The sequence below is a fragment of the Paraburkholderia xenovorans genome (assembly GCF_046030735.1).
In the GTDB taxonomy this organism is placed as follows: domain Bacteria; phylum Pseudomonadota; class Gammaproteobacteria; order Burkholderiales; family Burkholderiaceae; genus Paraburkholderia; species Paraburkholderia xenovorans_A.
Map to the genome: position 1 here is coordinate 139,448 of NZ_JAQQBV010000017.1, position 16,498 is coordinate 155,945.

Sequence of the window (16,498 nt, forward strand, 5' to 3'; positions counted from 1 at the left end):
CACAAATAGGCGCACATGACCTAGCGCGATTCTCGCACGGAGGAGCGCAGCGGAGGAAGGCGTGACGGGCGCGAACGGCCCGCTCGATGAAGGGGTTTCGTGCGAGCGGGCTTCGCATGCGGTCAATGCAGGCAGCGCATCGCCGTGGTCTTGCAAAGTCTTCACTCGCTACCGGTAAAACGTACCTCGACTGGAAAGTTCGGCACGGCGAACTTTCCAGCTATAGGTATCCAGCTACAGCAGCCGCGGGTTAGCGTTAGCTCAATCCCATGCAGACCGCCGCGACGATCGAACCGATCACCAGCACTGCACCGACCGTCTTGCGCTTGTTCAACTCGGTCCAGAGCAACACGCCGGTCAGCGACAGCAAAATGATGCTGCCCGCGAGCGTATCGATCAGCAGCACCCAGCCGACGCTCAAACCGTTGCCCTTGTGCAAATTGGTGAGCGTCGCGAGAAACGAGTTCTCGTTGCGCTTGACCGTCACGTAGCTGTTGCCCACCCAGTATTCCGCCGACGTACTTTCTTTCGGCGACGTGAAAGTGAGTTGCCAGTGCTCCGGCTGCACCACGCTGCGATCGCCCCATGCGACCGGATGCGACGGTTCCTTCTGCACGCGCCCCGGCATGCCGGCCACTTTCAGTTCGTGCCTGAGCCACTTGCTCAGATCGCGCGGCGTTTCAGGCGCCGGTTGCGGCAGCGGCACCTGCATGACGGATACCTGCGGCTCGCCGGTCGACACGCGCAACGGTCCGGCGCGATGATTCAGCAGAAAGCCCGTGGTGCCGAACAGCAGACCCAGCGCCGCGCCCCACAAGCCGACCCAGCCGTGCACCTTGCGCAGCCATTTGATGAAGGTCGCGCGGCGCGAACGCTGTTGCCGCGCTTTCATTTCGTCGCCGCCGAGCCGCCGCGATTCGCGGGAGACGGAGTCGATGGCCGAAGCCGGTTGAGTTTCGATAGCCTCGGGGACGCTCACGTTTCGCTCCAGGTACGCAGTAAGTTGTGGTAACAGCCGACGAGGCTGCGGCGCGCGGCATCGTCGGCGTGAGTGGCGTTCAGACGTTGAATCGCGGTGTCCATGTCGAACAGCAACGCGCGGTGTGTGTCGCTGCGCACGAGGCTCTGCGCCCAGAAGAAACTGGCGATGCGCGTGCCACGCGTCACCGGCGTGACCTGATGCAGACTGGTCGCCGGATAAACGATCATGTCGCCCGCCGGCAGCTTCACCTGTTGCACGCCGTAGGTGTCTTCGATCACCAGTTCGCCGCCGTCGTATTCGTCCGGCTCGGAAAGGAACAGCGTGACGGAGACATCCGTGCGCAGCTTCACGCCGTTGGGCAGCACGCGCACCGCGCCGTCGACATGACTGCCGAACTGCATGCCGCCTTCGTAGCGGTTGAAGAGCGGCGGATACACCTGATTCGGCAGCACCGCGCTGATGAACAGCGGATTGCGTTCGATCGCGGCGACGATCACGTCGCCGAGTTCACGCGCAACCGGCGAATGCTCGGCGATCTGCTGGTTGCGTTTGACCGGTGCGCCTTGATAACCCGCGGTTGCGCGGCCGTCGACCCAGGCGTCGCCGGCCTCGTCGAGCCGCTTGCGGATAATGCGCAATTGCTCGGCGTTGAGCACGTTCGGTATTTGCAACAACATGGCGTTTCCTTTCGGCAGCCGACAGGCGGCAGGCGCGCTGGGTTCTGGAACAGCGTATAGAACAGCGAGCCTACCGCATCCGTATGACGCGCTTCAGAAACGGTAGTCGAACGTGGCCAGCAACGTACGTCCGATGCCCGGCACCGAACGGCCGCCGTCCGACTGGATCAGCGCGTCGTAGTACATCTTGTTGGTCAGGTTCTGCAGGTTCAGGCGTACGTCGTATTTCTTCGCGTGATACGCGGCGGTCGCGTCCCAGCGCGTGTAGCCCGGCACCTGCACGTAGTTCGTGTTGGACGCAAAGCGCGGCGACATGTAAGTCGGGCCGCCGCCGATCTCCCAGTGCGGCGTGATCAGGTAGGTCGTCCAGAGCGTCAGCGTGTTGCGCGGCGTGTTGGCCGGCACATGACCTTGTGTGCCGTCGAGCGCCTTCAGCACGATCGCATCCATGTACGTATAGCCGCCGAAAATCTGCCACTTGTCGGTAATGTGGCCGGTCACACCCGCCTGGAATCCGTCGACGCGGATGTCTCCGTCGAGTTCGTATTCGGTCGGCGAAACCTGGGTGCGCGCGTTGTCCATTTCCTCGCGGAAGAACGCCGACGTGACCGACAGGCCGCCGCCGAGCAGATCCCATTTCGCGCCGACTTCATACGATTTGGTCGACTCGGGCGTGAGGTTCTGCGTGAGGTTGGTCACCGTCAATGCTTCGAGCGACGGATCGAACGACGTGCCGTACGACACGTAATACGATTGCCAGTCGCTCGGCTGATAGATCACGCCGGCGCGCACGCTGGTGAAGAAGTTGGTTTGCGCTGCATAGCCGGGCAAGCTCACTGTGTTGTGAATCTCCGCCTGGAAGCGATCCCAACGCAAGCCGCCGATGAACTTCCAGTCGCGGCCAACCGAGACCGTGTCGTTCAGGTAAGCGCCGATCTCGTTCGAGCCCGAATCCGCGTAGTTGCCGACCGTCGTCGTCACGCCCGCGGGCGACGCCAGATACACCGGATTCACCATCGAGACGATCGGCAAATTGTTGCGGGTGTACGCCTGATTCGAATAACTATCGTGCCCGAGGTCGACGCCGGCAATCAGGTCGTGCTTGATCGGGCCGGTGTCGAATTTGTATTCGAGCATCGTGTCGTTGTACAGCGAGTGGTTCTCGATCACGCGGTCGTGGCTTTGCAACTTGATGAACAGTTGCGACGGCGAGAGCGTCGTGAAATTGCCGTTCGCCAGCGCCGGGCTCGTTGCGAGCGGGCCCGTCAATACCGATTGCGGTGCGGTTTCGCGCGCGTCGGTCATCGAGTGCGAGAACTGCGTCTGGTTCGTCAGGATCAGGTTGTCCGAGAACTTGTGCTTGATCCCCGCGGTGAAGGTCTGAACGTCCTGAATCGTGCGGTCGGTGGTCAACCCGTAGAAGGTGTTCTTCGGCACCGGCGACGGATGGCCGTTCAACGCCTGCACGCCGTAGTCGGGCATATCGTCGTTGTGCTGGATCAGCGCGGACAGCGTGATTTCGGTCGGCGTGCCGATGCCGAAGCGCACTTCCGGCGCGATACCGTAGTCCTTGTTCTTCATCTCGTCGCGCGACGACCCCATGCTCTGACCGAATGCGTTCAGGCGGATCGCCGCGGTGTCGGTAAGCTGGTGATTGACGTCGACAGTCGAGCGATAGCGGTCGTCGGTGCCTATCGTGCCCGACACTTCAGCGGAGTCTTTCAGGTTCGCTTTCTTGCTGACCTGGTTGATCACGCCACCGGTCGAACCGCGGCCGAACAGCATCGACGACGGACCGTACAGCACTTCGAGTTCTTCGAGGTCGAAAGTGTCGCGATAGTACTGGTTGCGATCGCGGAAGCCGTCCAGATAGATGTCGTTCTGCGCGCTGAAGCCGCGCAGGTTGATGTTGTTGCCGATCTGGCCGCCTTCGGCGCCGCCGATCGTCACGCCCGGTGCATTGCGCAACGCGTCCTGGAACGAAGTTGCGCCCTGCGATTCGAGCACCGACTTATTGATTACCGTGACGGTTTGCGGAATGTCGCGCAACGCGGTGGGCGTCTTCGCGCCGACGGTCGAGCGCTCCGGCTGGAAATCCTGCTGTTCGGCTTGTCCCGCGACGCCGATGGCCGGCAGCGTCGTACCGCCGGTCGGCGTAGTTTGCGCTGAAGGTTGGGTCGCAGTCTGCGGCGCGGTCTGCGCGAGCACAGGGGTCGCAAACGGAACGGCAAAAGCTAGCGCTAACGCAGTCGCGAGCGGCGTGTGGTTGAACATTGGAAATCCCGTCAGATAGGCGTGTGCCGGTTTGCGTTAAGGGCGCGAATCGTTGGCAAAAACCGCATTTGGCTGGCTGTGCCGCTCTTCGAGGAGACCCGAAGACGACGGGATGGCTGGCTGGTTAAATGAGAATCGCTATCATTCCATACGCATAAAGACGCATCAATCGCGGGACGGTCGTTTCCCAATAATTCAGGTGTTTCGAAATTTTACGTGTGAAGTCTATTTGTAATAATCAGATGATAATTCGAGATTTTTTATTACTTCTGGAAAGGTTAAATCCTTTAATAAAGGTATTTCTTCACGCGATAAACCTTTCTATTTGCTAACTGATTGCGAGTGTTTGGGTGCTGTAGGCCTGCGAAGAAATATTGAACGTTTGACCTTTTTGCAACACCCGCTCCGGTAACGCGGTTTTTCCGCCTCTTCGCGAGCACGCGAAGAAGCGAAGAGGCGAACCTTACCGCCCGTAACGAACCACCGTGCTCGTCGCCGCCAGCACGTGATCCTTGAGCGCCGCGAGCAACGCATCGCGCGTCAGACCGGCCGGCAATGCGTCGGTCGGCAAATCCAGCGCATAGACCTGCACGACATAGTGATGCGGCACCTCGCCGACCGGCGGACACGGTCCGTAGTAACCAGGCCCGCCGGTCCGGTTCGTGCCGGACACACTTCCCGCCGGCGGCGCAGCGCCGCCGGCCAGCGCCGTGATCGAAGGCGCGATCCCGTACAGAATCCAATGCACGATCCCGAGTCCCTTCGCGCCATCGGGATCGAAAATCGTAATCGCGTAGCTTTTCGTGCCGGCCGGCGCGTTGCGCCACTCCAATCCAGGCGACACATTTCCGCCGCCGCAATTGTTGGCGCTCGCCGCATGGCTCGAATCGAGCGTGCCGCCGTCCGCCAAACCCGGCGACGACAACTCGAAGGCCGGCGGCGCCGCGCGGGCAGCCGCTGCGCCAAGCGTCAGCGCGGCGGCAAAACCGGCCGAGGCAATGCATCGCAGCACGGCGACATGAGTTTTGCGTTTCATCGTCGTGGTCGACGGCAAGATGGACTGAGCGCTCACTTGAATACACCTGTGCGCTGATTCGCTTCCGGCAATTGCCGCGTCTCACGTAGCGACTTCGGATGCCACAAGCGCGCACCGCCTTCGATACCCGCATCGTTCGATACCGTCGCAACGTTCGCCGGCAAGTCGATCGTGAGACGCGACGCGTTGCCGCCGCCGATCCACAGCTTGTCGTAATTCACCAGCGCATCGAGAATGCCGATCACCTTCGCGACCCGGCGATTCCAGCGCTTGTTGCCTACTTTCTCGCGCGCCGCGTCGCCGATGTATTCGTCGTACGCAACGCCTTTCTTGCTGACCGGATGATGCGCAAGCTCGAGGTGCGGCATCAGTTCGCCGTCGCGATATAGCGCCGTGCCCGCGCCGGTGCCGAGCGTCAGCACGAATTCGAGCCCGTGACCTGCGATCGCGGCAAAGCCTTGCACCTCGGCGTCGTTGATCATGCGCACCGGCAGGCCGCCCAGACGCTGCGCGAGCGAGTCGGCGAGCGGAATGTCGTGCCAGCCTTCCACGCCGAAATGCGGCGCCGTCAGAATGCGGTTGTTGCGCACCACGCCCGGGAAGCCGATCGAGATCAACGTCGGCGGCTCCTGCGTGACGAGCGGTTCCACCAGCTTCGCCAATGCGTCCACCAGTTGGTCCGGCGTACACGGATGCGGTGTGGCCACGCGCACGCGTTCGGTTTTCATATTGCCGTCGGCGTCGATAATCGCGGCCTTCAGACCGGTCCCACCGACGTCGATCGCCAGAATCCGCTCGGTACTGCTGGTCTTGCGGGCCGCTTTCTTCCTGACTGTCTTACGTGTCGCCACGGTAACCCCCGATCATGGTGTTGCGTTTCAAGAAATCACTTCTTGCCGGCCGGTTCCTGTTTCAACGGACGCCATGCATGCCCGTCGCGCGCGAGCAGCGCGTCCGCTTCGGCCGGACCTTCGCTGCCGGCCGGATAGCCGCGCACCGGCATCGCGCCGCCGCTTTTCGGATGCAGCACGTCGTCCACGGCGCACCAGCTCGTTTCGATACTGTCGGCGCGCTGGAACAGGGTTTCGTCGCCGAGCATGCAGTCGTAAAGCAAGGTTTCGTAGCCGACGTTGGCGCTTTCCGCGAAAAAGTCGCCGTAATCGAACGACGACTGCACCGCGCCCACCTGCATGATCGGCCCCGGCGTTTTCACATTGAAGTCGAAGCTCGTGCCGTGTGCAGGGTCGATGCGCAAGGTCAGCACGTTCGGCGTCAATGCATCGACGGGCGTATCGCGGAACAGACGGAACGGCACCGGCTTGAGTTGCACCGCGATCTCGGTGCGGCGCGCGGCGAGCCGCTTGCCGGTGCGCAGATAGAACGGCACGCCGGCCCAACGCCAGTTCTCGACGAACACGCGCGCGGCCGCATAGGTTTCGGTCGTGCTATCCGGCGCGACGTCTGGCTCCTCGCGATAACCGACGCCCGCCGGACCTTTTTCGTATTGCCCGAAGACCACGTCGTCGCGGGTCAACGGCTGGATCGCGTCGAAGATCTCGGCTTTCTTGTCGCGCACGGCTTCGGCGTCGAATGAATTGGGCGGCTCCATCGCCACCATCCCGAGCAACTGGAACAGGTGGTTCGGCAACATGTCGCGAAACGCGCCGGTCTGTTCGTAGAACTTGCCGCGCCCTTCCACGCCGATCGTTTCGGCGGCCGTGATCTGCACGCTGTCGATATATTCGCGCCGCCATATCGGCTCGAATAGCGCATTCGCGAAGCGCACCGCGAGAATGCTCTGCACGGTGTCCTTGCCGAGAAAGTGATCGATCCGGTACACCTGCGACTCTTTCGCGTACGACAGGATGTGTTCGTTCAGATCGCGTGCCGAAGCGAGGTCGGTGCCGAACGGTTTCTCGATCACGATACGGCGGAACCCGGCTTTGTCGCCTTCGCCTTCTTTCAATAGCTCCGCTTTGCCGAGATGTTCGACGATCGGTTTGAAGAAGCGCGAACTCACCGCGAGATAAAAGATCACGTTGCCGCCCGGCGCCTGGTCGAGCTTCTGCTTGAGTTGCGCGAACGTGTCGTCGGTTTCGAATTCGCCGGCCATGTATTCGAGCCGTTGCGCGACCCAGTCCCACGCTTTGTCGTCGAGCTTGCCGGCGTGGAAGGTGCTGGCTTTGTCGGCGGCGAACTGTTGCAACGATTGATGCAGATCGTCGCGCCATTGGCTGGTCTCGCGTTCGCCGTGATTGACGCCGATGATCTTCATCCCGCCGTCGAGCAGGCCATCTACCGCGAGGTTGTACAGCGCCGGCATCAGCAGCCGTTTGGTGAGGTCGCCACCGGCGCCGAAGATCACCAGCGTGCACGGCGGCGCAGGCCGCTTGCCGGCAGGCGAGGACGGCGAGCTCTGCGGACTCGCGCTAACTTTGCAGCTCGGTTGCTGGGTGGCGCTGGCAGGAGTTGAGGTGTTCGGAGTAGTCGACATGGGATTCGCTTAAGGAAGCCAATGGAACGGACGTGGCGGTACATGAAAGACCACGCTGGAACCCGCACAGTTCAAAAACACGCGTTAAACCTGTTAAACCTGCTTGCCGCGCGAGTTGTAGGGCTTATGTAACCTCGCGCGGTCTTGTTCATGTCCGCGGCTATTTGGCCACGGATGCCGCCGTCGCGGTAGCAGGTTCCGGCTGTTGCACCGGCGCCGACGTAGAAGCCGGAACCGGCGCGGGTACCGGCTCCGGTTCGCCGGCCAGCGGCACATTGCCCGAAGCCGCCATCGCGCGCGGCTGCAACAGCAACGCGACGAGACCGCTCCAGCCGGTTTGATGCGAAGCGCCGACGCCGCGCCCGTTGTCGCCATGAAAGTACTCATGAAACAGCACGAGATCGCGCGAACGCGGATCGGCCTGCAACAGCGGGTAAGCGCCCATCACCGGGCGATCGCCGTTCCTGTCTTTCAGGAATAGCGTGGTTGCGCGGCGTGCCAGTTCGTCGGCGATTTCGTTGAGCGAAAATTTCTGTCCCGAACCCGTTGGATATTCGACGCGGAAGTCGTCGCCGTAATAGCGATGAAATTCGTATAACGATTCGATCAGCAGATAGTTCACCGGCATCCACACCGGGCCGCGCCAGTTCGAATTGCCGCCGAACACGCGCGAGTCGGATTCGGCCGGCAGGTACTTGACCGTGAAGCTGTCGCCGTTGTGATTGAACACAAACGGATGGTCGCGATGAAAACGCGACAGCGCCCGCACGCCGTGATCGGAGAGAAACTCGCTTTCGTCGAGCGCGCGGCGCAGCAGTGCTTTCATCCGATGTCCACGCAACAGCGAAAGCAACAGCGCATTGCCCTTGCCGGGCTCATTCCAGCGCGACACCAGCTTCGCGAGGTCGGGCCGATGTTCGAGGAACCAGCTGAGCCGCTCGCGCAAACCTGGCAGGCCGCCATGCAGGCGATGTTCGAGCACGTGCACCGCGAACAGCGGAATCAGACCGACGATCGAGCGCACCCGCATCGGAACACTGCTGCCGTCCGGCAGGCGCAGCTTGTCGTAGAAGAATTCATCCTGGCTGTCCCATAGGCCGGTGTCGCAATCGTCGTCGCAACTGACGGCTTCCGCGATATACAGGAAGTGCTCAAAAAATTTCACGCCGATGTCGACGAACACATGGTTCGCATACGCGAGTTCGAGCGCGATCCGCATCAGGTCGAGCGCGTACGCGGCCATCCATGCAGTGCCGTCGGCCTGATCGATGTGGCCGCCAGTGGGCAACGGCGACGAGCGATCGAAAATGCCGATGTTGTCGAGGCCAAGAAAGCCGCCCTGAAAAATGTTGTGGCCGTCCGCATCCTTGCGGTTCACCCACCACGAGAAATTCAGCAGCAGCTTGTGAAAAACGAGCTCCAGAAAATCGCGGTCTGCCTTGCCGGTCAGTGCGCGATCGATTTCATAGACGCGCCATGTGGCCCACGCGTGCACCGGCGGATTAGCGTCGCCCAATGCCCATTCATAGGCCGGCAACTGACCGTTCGGATGCTGATAGCGGTCTTTCACGAGCAGCAGCAACTGCCGCTTGGCGAAAGCCGGATCGATCAGCGCGAACGCGGCCGCGTGAAACGCCATATCCCAGGACGCGTACCACGGGTACTCCCACTTGTCCGGCATCGAAATGATGTCTGCATTGCACAGATGCCGCCAATCGGCATTGCGGCCATGCTTGCGCGCCTCTGCCGGTTTGGGTTGCAGCGGATCGCCTTCGAGCCAGCGCTGCACGTCGAACTGGTAGTACTGCTTGGACCACAGCATGCCGGCGAGCGCCTGGCGCTGCACGAGGCGCGCATCGGCGTCGGCGATTTCATGCTGCAGTGCGCCGTAAAACTCGTCGGCCTCGGCGATACGCTGCGCGAATACCGCGTCGGCGTCGAGCAGCGTGTTGTCGGGGCTCGATTGCGGACGCCAGCGCATATAGACCACCGCGCGGCCATGCGGACCCAGTTCGAGCGACGCATGCGCGGCGGCCTTGGTGCCGTGCTCACGGCGTATCGCGTTTTCGTCGCCGTGCACGAGATAATCGTTAAAGCCATCCTTGAACGGACCCGCGCTGTCCGTGTTGAACAGGCGCTTCACGTTTGTATCGTTTTCGCAGAACAGCCAGTTCATTTCCGGCGCGTCGTGGGACCACGCGGTCACGACAATTGCTTCCTGACCATGCTGATGACCGACCACCAGCGCGCCGCCGTTGTGATCGCGGCCGGCGACGAGCGAAGGCTTGTCCTTATTCTCTTTCCACGACCATGAATTGCGCGCCCAGATTTGCGGCAGCACGTCGAGCGATGCGGCCTGGTCCGCGCGGTTCTCGATCGTCACGCGCATCAGGATGTCATCGGGCGCATGCTTCGCATATTCGACCTGCACGTCGAAATAGCGCGAATCGTCGAACACGCCGGTGTCGAGAATTTCGTACTCCGGCATATCGCTGCCGCGCCGCGCGTTTTCTTTCACCAGGTCGTCGTACGGAAAAGCGGCGTGCGGATACTTGTAGAGCATCCGCATATAGGAATGCGTGGGCGTGCCGTCGACGTAGAAATACAGCTCCTTTACGTCCTCGCCATGATTGCCCTGCGAGTTGGTGAGACCGAACAGACGTTCCTTCAGGATCGGATCTTTGCGGTTCCACAGTGCGAGCGATACGCACCAGCTCAGCGTGTCGTTGCCGAAACCGGCAATGCCGTCTTCGCCCCAACGGTACGCGCGGCTGCGCGCATGGTCGTGCGGAAAGTAGTCCCAGGCGGTGCCGTCCGGGCTGTAGTCTTCGCGCACCGTTCCCCATTGACGCTCGCTGAGATACGGACCCCAGCGTTGCCACTGCGGGCACGCGGCCGAATGCAGGCGGGAACCTTCGATAGTGGCGAGCAGATTGGCAGCGCGCAGCGGTGGCATGACGACGTCCTTGCATCAGGCTTGGCGACGGGACTCACATCCTAGCGCGGTTTAGGTGGCCGTGGGCTCTAACCCGGCAAGCAGCCGCTCCACGCGCAGCAATTCACCAAGCGACCACGCCTGAAACGGCGTGCCGGCCGGCGCATGCGGCGCGTCGCCGTCGGCGATTTCGGACAGGTGGTCGAGGCCGGCGTGGTCCAGATGCGCGTAGAGCGGATCGAGGAAGCGGGATTGGATGTGTGTGCGGATGCCGGGGACGGTTGTTTGTGCGTCAGCGTCAGCTTCAGCTTCAGCGCTATGAACCCGCAGCCAGGCTTCGATAAAAGGACCCAGCAGCCATGGCCAGACAGTGCCTTGATGATAGGCGCCGTCGCGCGCCAACGGAGAGCCTGCGTAACGTCCGCGATAAGACGGATCGGACGGCGCGAGCGTTCGCAAGCCAAGCGGGGTGAGCAACTGCGCTTCGACCTGCTCGACCACCGCGCGCGCCGCTGCGCCTTCGAGCAACGGAAACGGCAAACCGCCCACCGCGAAAATCTGGTTCGGACGGATGGCACGGTCGATCGAGCCTTCGACGAAATCCACGTCGACGTTATCGAATAGCGCTTGCGTGGCCGGATCGATGAAGCGTTGACGAAACGCTTGCAACGCGCGCTCGGCCGCCGCGTGCCATTGCGGACTCCACGTTGCTGCAATGCGCAATGCGTTGATCCACAACGCCTGAACTTCGACCGGTTTGCCGATGCGCGGCGTGACGACCCAGTCGCCGACTTTCGCGTCCATCCATGTGAGTTGGACGCCGGGTGTGCCGGCGTCCAACAGACCGTCTTGCGACGACATCCTGATGTTGAAACGCGTGCCGTTCGTATAACCCGTGAGAATCGCTTCGACAGCCTGCTGCAAACGCGTGCGCGTCCCGGCGCTTGCGTGACCCGTCGCGAGGTAATCGTGCACGGCGACGATGAACCACAACGAGGCGTCGACAGAATTGAATTCCGGCGTGTCGCCGTAGTCGGGAAAGCGGTTCGGCAGCATGCCTTCGGACAGCGTGCCGGACCATTCGAGCAGGATCGCTTCGGCGTCATCGAGTCGACCCGATGCGATCAGCAAGCCGCGCATTGCGATGAAGGTATCGCGGCCCCAATCGGTGAACCACGGAAAGCCCGCGAGGATCGTACGCCCGACGTTACGCGCGACGACGTAGGCATCGGCAGAACGTTGGAGACGTGAGCCGAGCGCGCTGCGACGTTGTTGTTCGAGGCGGGCGAGGTCCGCTGCGTGTGTTGTGGCAGACGAAGCATCAGCGGTTGGTTTAGCGCTGAGAATCATCACCGCCTCCGCAGCGCCCAGATCGAAGCTGAACACGCCGGGCGTAGCGAGATCTTCGCTGAAATCGAGGCCACGTTCCTGCTCGCGCACGTAGCAGAAGTTCCGATACCAGTCAGGCGCATGGGTGTACGCGCCGTTCGTCACGGCGTGAATGACCGGCACGTCGCCATACGGTTGCCAACTCACGCACGACTCGTCGCCGCTCGTTTGCGCATTGAAGTTGAACGCGGGATTCTCGTGATGCAGCGCGTGATAATCGCGGCCGGACAGCAACGGCCTGATCTTCAGCGTGAACGCTTGCCTAGCCGCACTCGCCTGATCCGATTCCAGACGCCAACGCAATACCGTCTCACACGTCCCCTTGCTCACGAATACTTCGCTCACTACCGCGATAAGCGGTTCGATCTGCACACGCCATGTCGGCCAGGGTTCGCTATCGAAGCTGACCAGACTCGCACTCAGATCCGGATAGACGACGTCCGGCACATACCGTTGCATGCTCAGCGGATACCGCTTGCCGTTCACTTCGAGCCACGCTTCCACACCGTTGACGAGCACCATGCGCCCACCCGGCGCGCGCGTCGCGCTGAGCAACAGCGCGTGATAACGACGCGTGCGCAGCGTACCAACCGTGCCCGATGCAAAACCGCCGAAGCCGTCCGCTTCGAGCCATTCATCTTCGAAACGGGTGGAGTCGAAAAGATTACCGCTCTGTCTGTCGATGCGTGTCATGAACTTACCGATGTTATGCAAACAGCAAATAGTTCGGTGTGCCTGGACTTCAGGCGCGTGGCGTTACCGTGACCATTTTCCTGCCTATCGCTTTCTTTCGCCTTTCGATTAACCGACATTTCGTTGGGGATTTTTTCGCGCAAACGTTTCACAATTATTTCTCGAAAGAAATAGAGACTGCACGCGCCCCCACAAAAATGGATGCAGCCATGAGAAGAGACACTCAACTCGTTCGTGCGTGGCTACTTGCACTCGCAACTTTAGCGCTGGCCGGCTGTGGCGCAGACGACTCCGCGTCGACGTCTTCGTCGTCGAGCGTGGCCCATAACGAAGTTGCGCCCGCCGCCGCTCCGACACTCGACGCATCCGCGCCGCTCGCTGCCGACCCGGCCGCCGCATCCGACGCGATCACGCAGAACATGCAAGCGAGTCTCGCCGCGGACAACCAGCAAATCGCGCCCGTCATGCACTACGCGCCGGGCGACAACGGCAGCGCCAGCAACTGACCTGACTCCACCGGTGCGCGAAGCGCGCTATTCTTCCTCCCCCGCAGAAGGTGATATTCGATGACATCAACTAGCCGTCGCCGTTTCCTGCAGACTGTCGCTTCATCCGCCGGCGCTGCCGCCGCGTTGACGGCTCTGCCCGAGTCGATCCGCAATGCGCTCGCCGTTCCCGCGTTTTCACGCACCGGCACGATCCGCGACGTCGAGCACATCGTCGTGTTCATGCAGGAAAACCGCTCGTTCGACCACTACCTCGGCCATATGCGCGGCGTACGTGGCTACAACGACCGCTTCCCGATTCCGCTGCCGAACGGCAAGCCGGTGTGGTATCAACCGTCGAAGGAAGATCCGACCAAGCCGGTGCTGCCGTTCCATCTGGACACGTCCACCACCAGCGCACAATGCGTAGGCGATCTGGACCACACCTGGTACAAGACCCACGCCGCAATCGACGGCGGCCGCTACGACCAGTGGCCCGCGAACAAGACCGACATGACGATGGGCTATCACCTGCGTAGCGATATTCCGTTCCACTATGCACTGGCCGACGCGTTCACCGTCTGCGATGCGTACTTCTGCTCGCTGCCGGGACCGACTCACCCGAACCGCTCGTATCTGATGACGGGTATGGTCGATCCGAGCGGCACGCTCGGCGGCCCGCTGCTCGACAACAACGATTTCGTCGACGGCGACGGTCCGCCGAACTATCAGTTGCTCTCGTGGACCACGTATCCGGAACGCCTTCAGGCCGCGGGCATTTCGTGGCAGATTTATCAGCAAGGCCTGACCGGTTCCGATCCGCTGAACGGCAACTACGGCACCAACATCCTGCAGAACTTCACGAACTTCATCAACGCGCAGCCGGGCTCGCCGCTGTACGAGCGCGCGCAAACCGTGCGCACGATCGACGACCTGAAGGCCGATGTGCTCGCGAACAAGTTGCCGCAAGTGTCGTGGCTGTGTCCGCCGGCTGCTTACTCCGAGCACCCGAGCTATACGCCCGCATACGGCGCGGAATACACGTCGCAGATTCTCGACGCGTTGACGTCGAATCCCGAAGTGTGGAGCAAGACCGTGCTGTTCATCATGTACGACGAGAACGACGGCTTCTTCGATCACATGGTGCCGCCGCAACCGGCAACGACACCCGCACAAGGCCAGTCGACGGTCAGCACCCACGGCGAAATCCACAACGTGGTCAATCCCGCGCGTGGCGGCAGCTACACCGCCGACGGCCTGCCGTACGGCCTCGGCCCGCGCGTGCCGATGACGATCGTGTCGCCGTGGACCAAGGGCGGCTTTGTCTGCTCGCAGGTGTTCGATCACACGTCGGTGATCCGCTTCATTGAAACGCGCTTTGGCGTGCAGGAGCCGAACATCACTGCATGGCGCCGTGCGGTGTGCGGCGATCTGACCACGGCATTCGACTTCCGCACGCCGGATTCGAAAGTGCCGCCGCTGCCGGATACGAGCAACTACAAGAGCATCGCCGACAACCAGTGCGCGACGCAGCCGAAGCCGACTGTCCCGGCGACGCCCGGCGCGATCGACCCGCAGGAAAGCGGCATCCGTTTCGCGCGCGCATTGCCGTATGAGCTGCACGTGAACGGTCATGCCGATGCGAAGAAAAACACGTTCGAAATCGCACTCGCCAACACTGGCGATCAAGGCGCGCATTTCTACGTGTACTCGACGAACCGCACAGACGGCCCGTGGCGTTATACGGTCGAAGCGGGCAAGTCGCTCAGCGAGACCTTCGATCTGACAACCACGAACGGCGTGTACGCGTTCGAAGTGTTTGGTCCGAACGGTTTCGTGCGCAAGTTCGCGGGGAACACTCAGCAGGCTGTGGCCTCGCAGGGTCACCAGAAGCCCGCGCAGCCCGAGATCAAAGTGCAATACGACGTGGCCAATGGCAACGTGTTCGTGAAGTTCAGCAACAAGGGCGGCGGCTTCGCGCGCTTGACGGTGACGGACAACGCGTATGGCGCGCGGGTGCGTCCGGTGTTCGTGCCGGCCGGCGTGAATATCGAGGAGGCGTGGGTGCTGGCTTCGAGCCATCATTGGTACGACCTGACGGTAACGAGCAACGATGATCCGAGTTTCTCGCGGCGTCTGGCTGGGCACGTCGAGAATGGCCGGCCGAGTATCAGCGATCCGGCAGCGGTCGCGCCGGTATTGGTGGTCAATTAACGGGTGATTGGAGTGGTGGGCTTCGGTTGGGTGACTGCGGCAGTGGGTCGCGCGATCGAGGCCCGCAGCATCGCTGCAGTATGGGCCGAAGGGTGTGACGTATCTGGTTGGAAGGAAGTAGGAACGGTGTAATGGCAAGTGCACGACGATCGACGCGCAGTTGAGTCTCCTGCGCGCCCCCGTTGCCTTCTGATCAACGACATCCCACCGCGATGTTACGGAAAACAGCCTAGTAGCGTTGCGTTCAACGCCGGAAGGTGTGATACGTCCTGAGTATTCTTGAACGTCTGCAGAACATCAAGGAACGACTCAAATGAGCGCACCCTTTCTGCCCCGGGTGTGTCCGCAGCCATCGGCTGCCCGATTCGCTTATTCGTTACGGCTTGAATAAGGCTGTCGACAGCCTCATCCGTGAGCCTGTCAGCGTGCGCGGGCTGCAATGCTTTAAACAACTGAACAGTCGTGGCGACCTGGCTTCGCGATCTGCTTTGCTCTTCTCTTAATTCGACGGAATGACCGAGAGGATTGGTTGCGAGACTTTCCAACCGGCTCAGAACTTTTGGATCCGTAATGGAAAATTCTTTTGCCGCCTTGTCGGGCGTCATTTCACCTCTCAATACCGCATGTTCTGCCTTGAAACTGTTGACCGAAATGCTGTACTTTGCTTGTGCTGCACTCGTCAGCGCAGTTCGAGGTTCGTCCTGATACATCTTTTGAAGAGAACCGATAGCCCCTTCGAACGCAGCGAAAGCAGCATCACGGTCGGTATCTTTAACGGAGCCTAACTTTTCTCCAAGTGTCTTTATACATGGCGCCGCAAACTTTGGACCAAGGCTCAGGCATTCGCTTAGGTAGGCCTCGACGTCGGAGAAATTGAGCGATGCCGCATTTGATATGCGTGCTGTCAGGCGGAGACTTCCGATTTCAGGCTGCAAGGCCTGGTTGCTTTGCCTGTCCAGCAGGGCAAGCTTTTTCACGTCGGTTGCACTGCTATGCGATGCAACAATACGAAGGACGTCATCAGGCAATCTACGCTTCAAGCTTGCCGTTCCCGAGGCGAGCGGCGAAATTTCCCTCTTCAGGGGCAATTCCGCCAGTAGTCCCCCTCGCTTCAGTTCTTTGCTTTGACTTGCCGGTCGATTTTTTTGAACATCCGGTTCAGTTCTTTGCTCTATTGACAGCGCTACAGGTTCAGGGCTGGAAGACCTGCCCACGCTTGTAGAGTTGCTCATCACCACTCCTTGCCTTACGGTTCAAATGCGTATTGAACACACGCTCGAAGTGGCCCGTCGCTCAATCTGCGCAATGGAGTCGTCACA

11 protein-coding genes are annotated in these 16,498 nt (G+C 61.2%); 2 read left to right on the forward strand and 9 right to left on the reverse strand.

The genetic code is table 11. From position 1 onward, the window contains the following. Positions 1–256: 256 nt before the first annotated feature. The 8 genes from PQQ51_RS18815 to glgX form a co-directional block, all read right to left on the reverse strand. Complete coding sequence (locus PQQ51_RS18815; RefSeq protein ID WP_408498300.1) at positions 257–979, reverse strand: PepSY-associated TM helix domain-containing protein; 723 nt, start codon at positions 977–979, stop codon at positions 257–259. Continuing rightward, a complete protein-coding gene (locus tag PQQ51_RS18820; RefSeq protein WP_408498301.1) occupies positions 976–1,659 on the reverse strand; it encodes a Fe2+-dependent dioxygenase in 684 nt (227 codons plus the stop codon). Before PQQ51_RS18820 ends, PQQ51_RS18815 begins: the two co-directional genes overlap by 4 nt. Before the next feature lie 93 nt (positions 1,660–1,752). After that, positions 1,753–3,933: a TonB-dependent receptor gene (locus PQQ51_RS18825; protein ID WP_408498302.1), complete on the reverse strand. Its 2,181-nt coding sequence runs from the start codon at positions 3,931–3,933 to the stop codon at positions 1,753–1,755. Between the two features lie 463 nt (positions 3,934–4,396). After that, positions 4,397–4,969 carry a YbhB/YbcL family Raf kinase inhibitor-like protein gene (locus PQQ51_RS18830; protein ID WP_408498303.1) on the reverse strand — a complete coding sequence of 191 codons (573 nt, stop codon included), beginning with the start codon at positions 4,967–4,969 and terminating at the stop codon, positions 4,397–4,399. Between the two features lie 32 nt (positions 4,970–5,001). Then, positions 5,002–5,820 (reverse strand): ROK family protein, encoded by an 819-nt coding sequence (locus PQQ51_RS18835; protein WP_408498304.1) that lies wholly within the window; start codon positions 5,818–5,820, stop codon positions 5,002–5,004. A gap of 35 nt (positions 5,821–5,855) precedes the next feature. After that, a complete protein-coding gene (gene zwf / locus PQQ51_RS18840) occupies positions 5,856–7,463 on the reverse strand; it encodes a glucose-6-phosphate dehydrogenase (protein WP_408498305.1) in 1,608 nt (535 codons plus the stop codon). Between the two features lie 160 nt (positions 7,464–7,623). Beyond that, the gene (locus tag PQQ51_RS18845) at positions 7,624–10,419 is read right to left on the reverse strand and encodes an MGH1-like glycoside hydrolase domain-containing protein (protein WP_408498306.1); all 2,796 of its coding nucleotides are present in this window, start codon (positions 10,417–10,419) and stop codon (positions 7,624–7,626) included. Between the two features lie 51 nt (positions 10,420–10,470). Then, the gene (glgX, locus tag PQQ51_RS18850) at positions 10,471–12,480 is read right to left on the reverse strand and encodes a glycogen debranching enzyme GlgX (protein WP_408498307.1); all 2,010 of its coding nucleotides are present in this window, start codon (positions 12,478–12,480) and stop codon (positions 10,471–10,473) included. A gap of 209 nt (positions 12,481–12,689) precedes the next feature. On the opposite strand from glgX, the gene PQQ51_RS18855 reads away from it, so the two are divergent. After that, complete coding sequence (locus tag PQQ51_RS18855; RefSeq protein ID WP_408498308.1) at positions 12,690–12,986, forward strand: hypothetical protein; 297 nt, start codon at positions 12,690–12,692, stop codon at positions 12,984–12,986. Between the two features lie 60 nt (positions 12,987–13,046). Continuing rightward, entirely contained in the window at positions 13,047–15,179 is a 2,133-nt protein-coding gene (locus PQQ51_RS18860) for a phosphocholine-specific phospholipase C (protein ID WP_408498309.1), read from the forward strand. Between the two features lie 215 nt (positions 15,180–15,394). Here PQQ51_RS18860 and PQQ51_RS18865 read toward each other — a convergent pair whose 3' ends face one another. After that, the gene (locus PQQ51_RS18865) at positions 15,395–16,411 is read right to left on the reverse strand and encodes a hypothetical protein (protein WP_408498310.1); all 1,017 of its coding nucleotides are present in this window, start codon (positions 16,409–16,411) and stop codon (positions 15,395–15,397) included. Positions 16,412–16,498 lie beyond the last annotated feature (87 nt).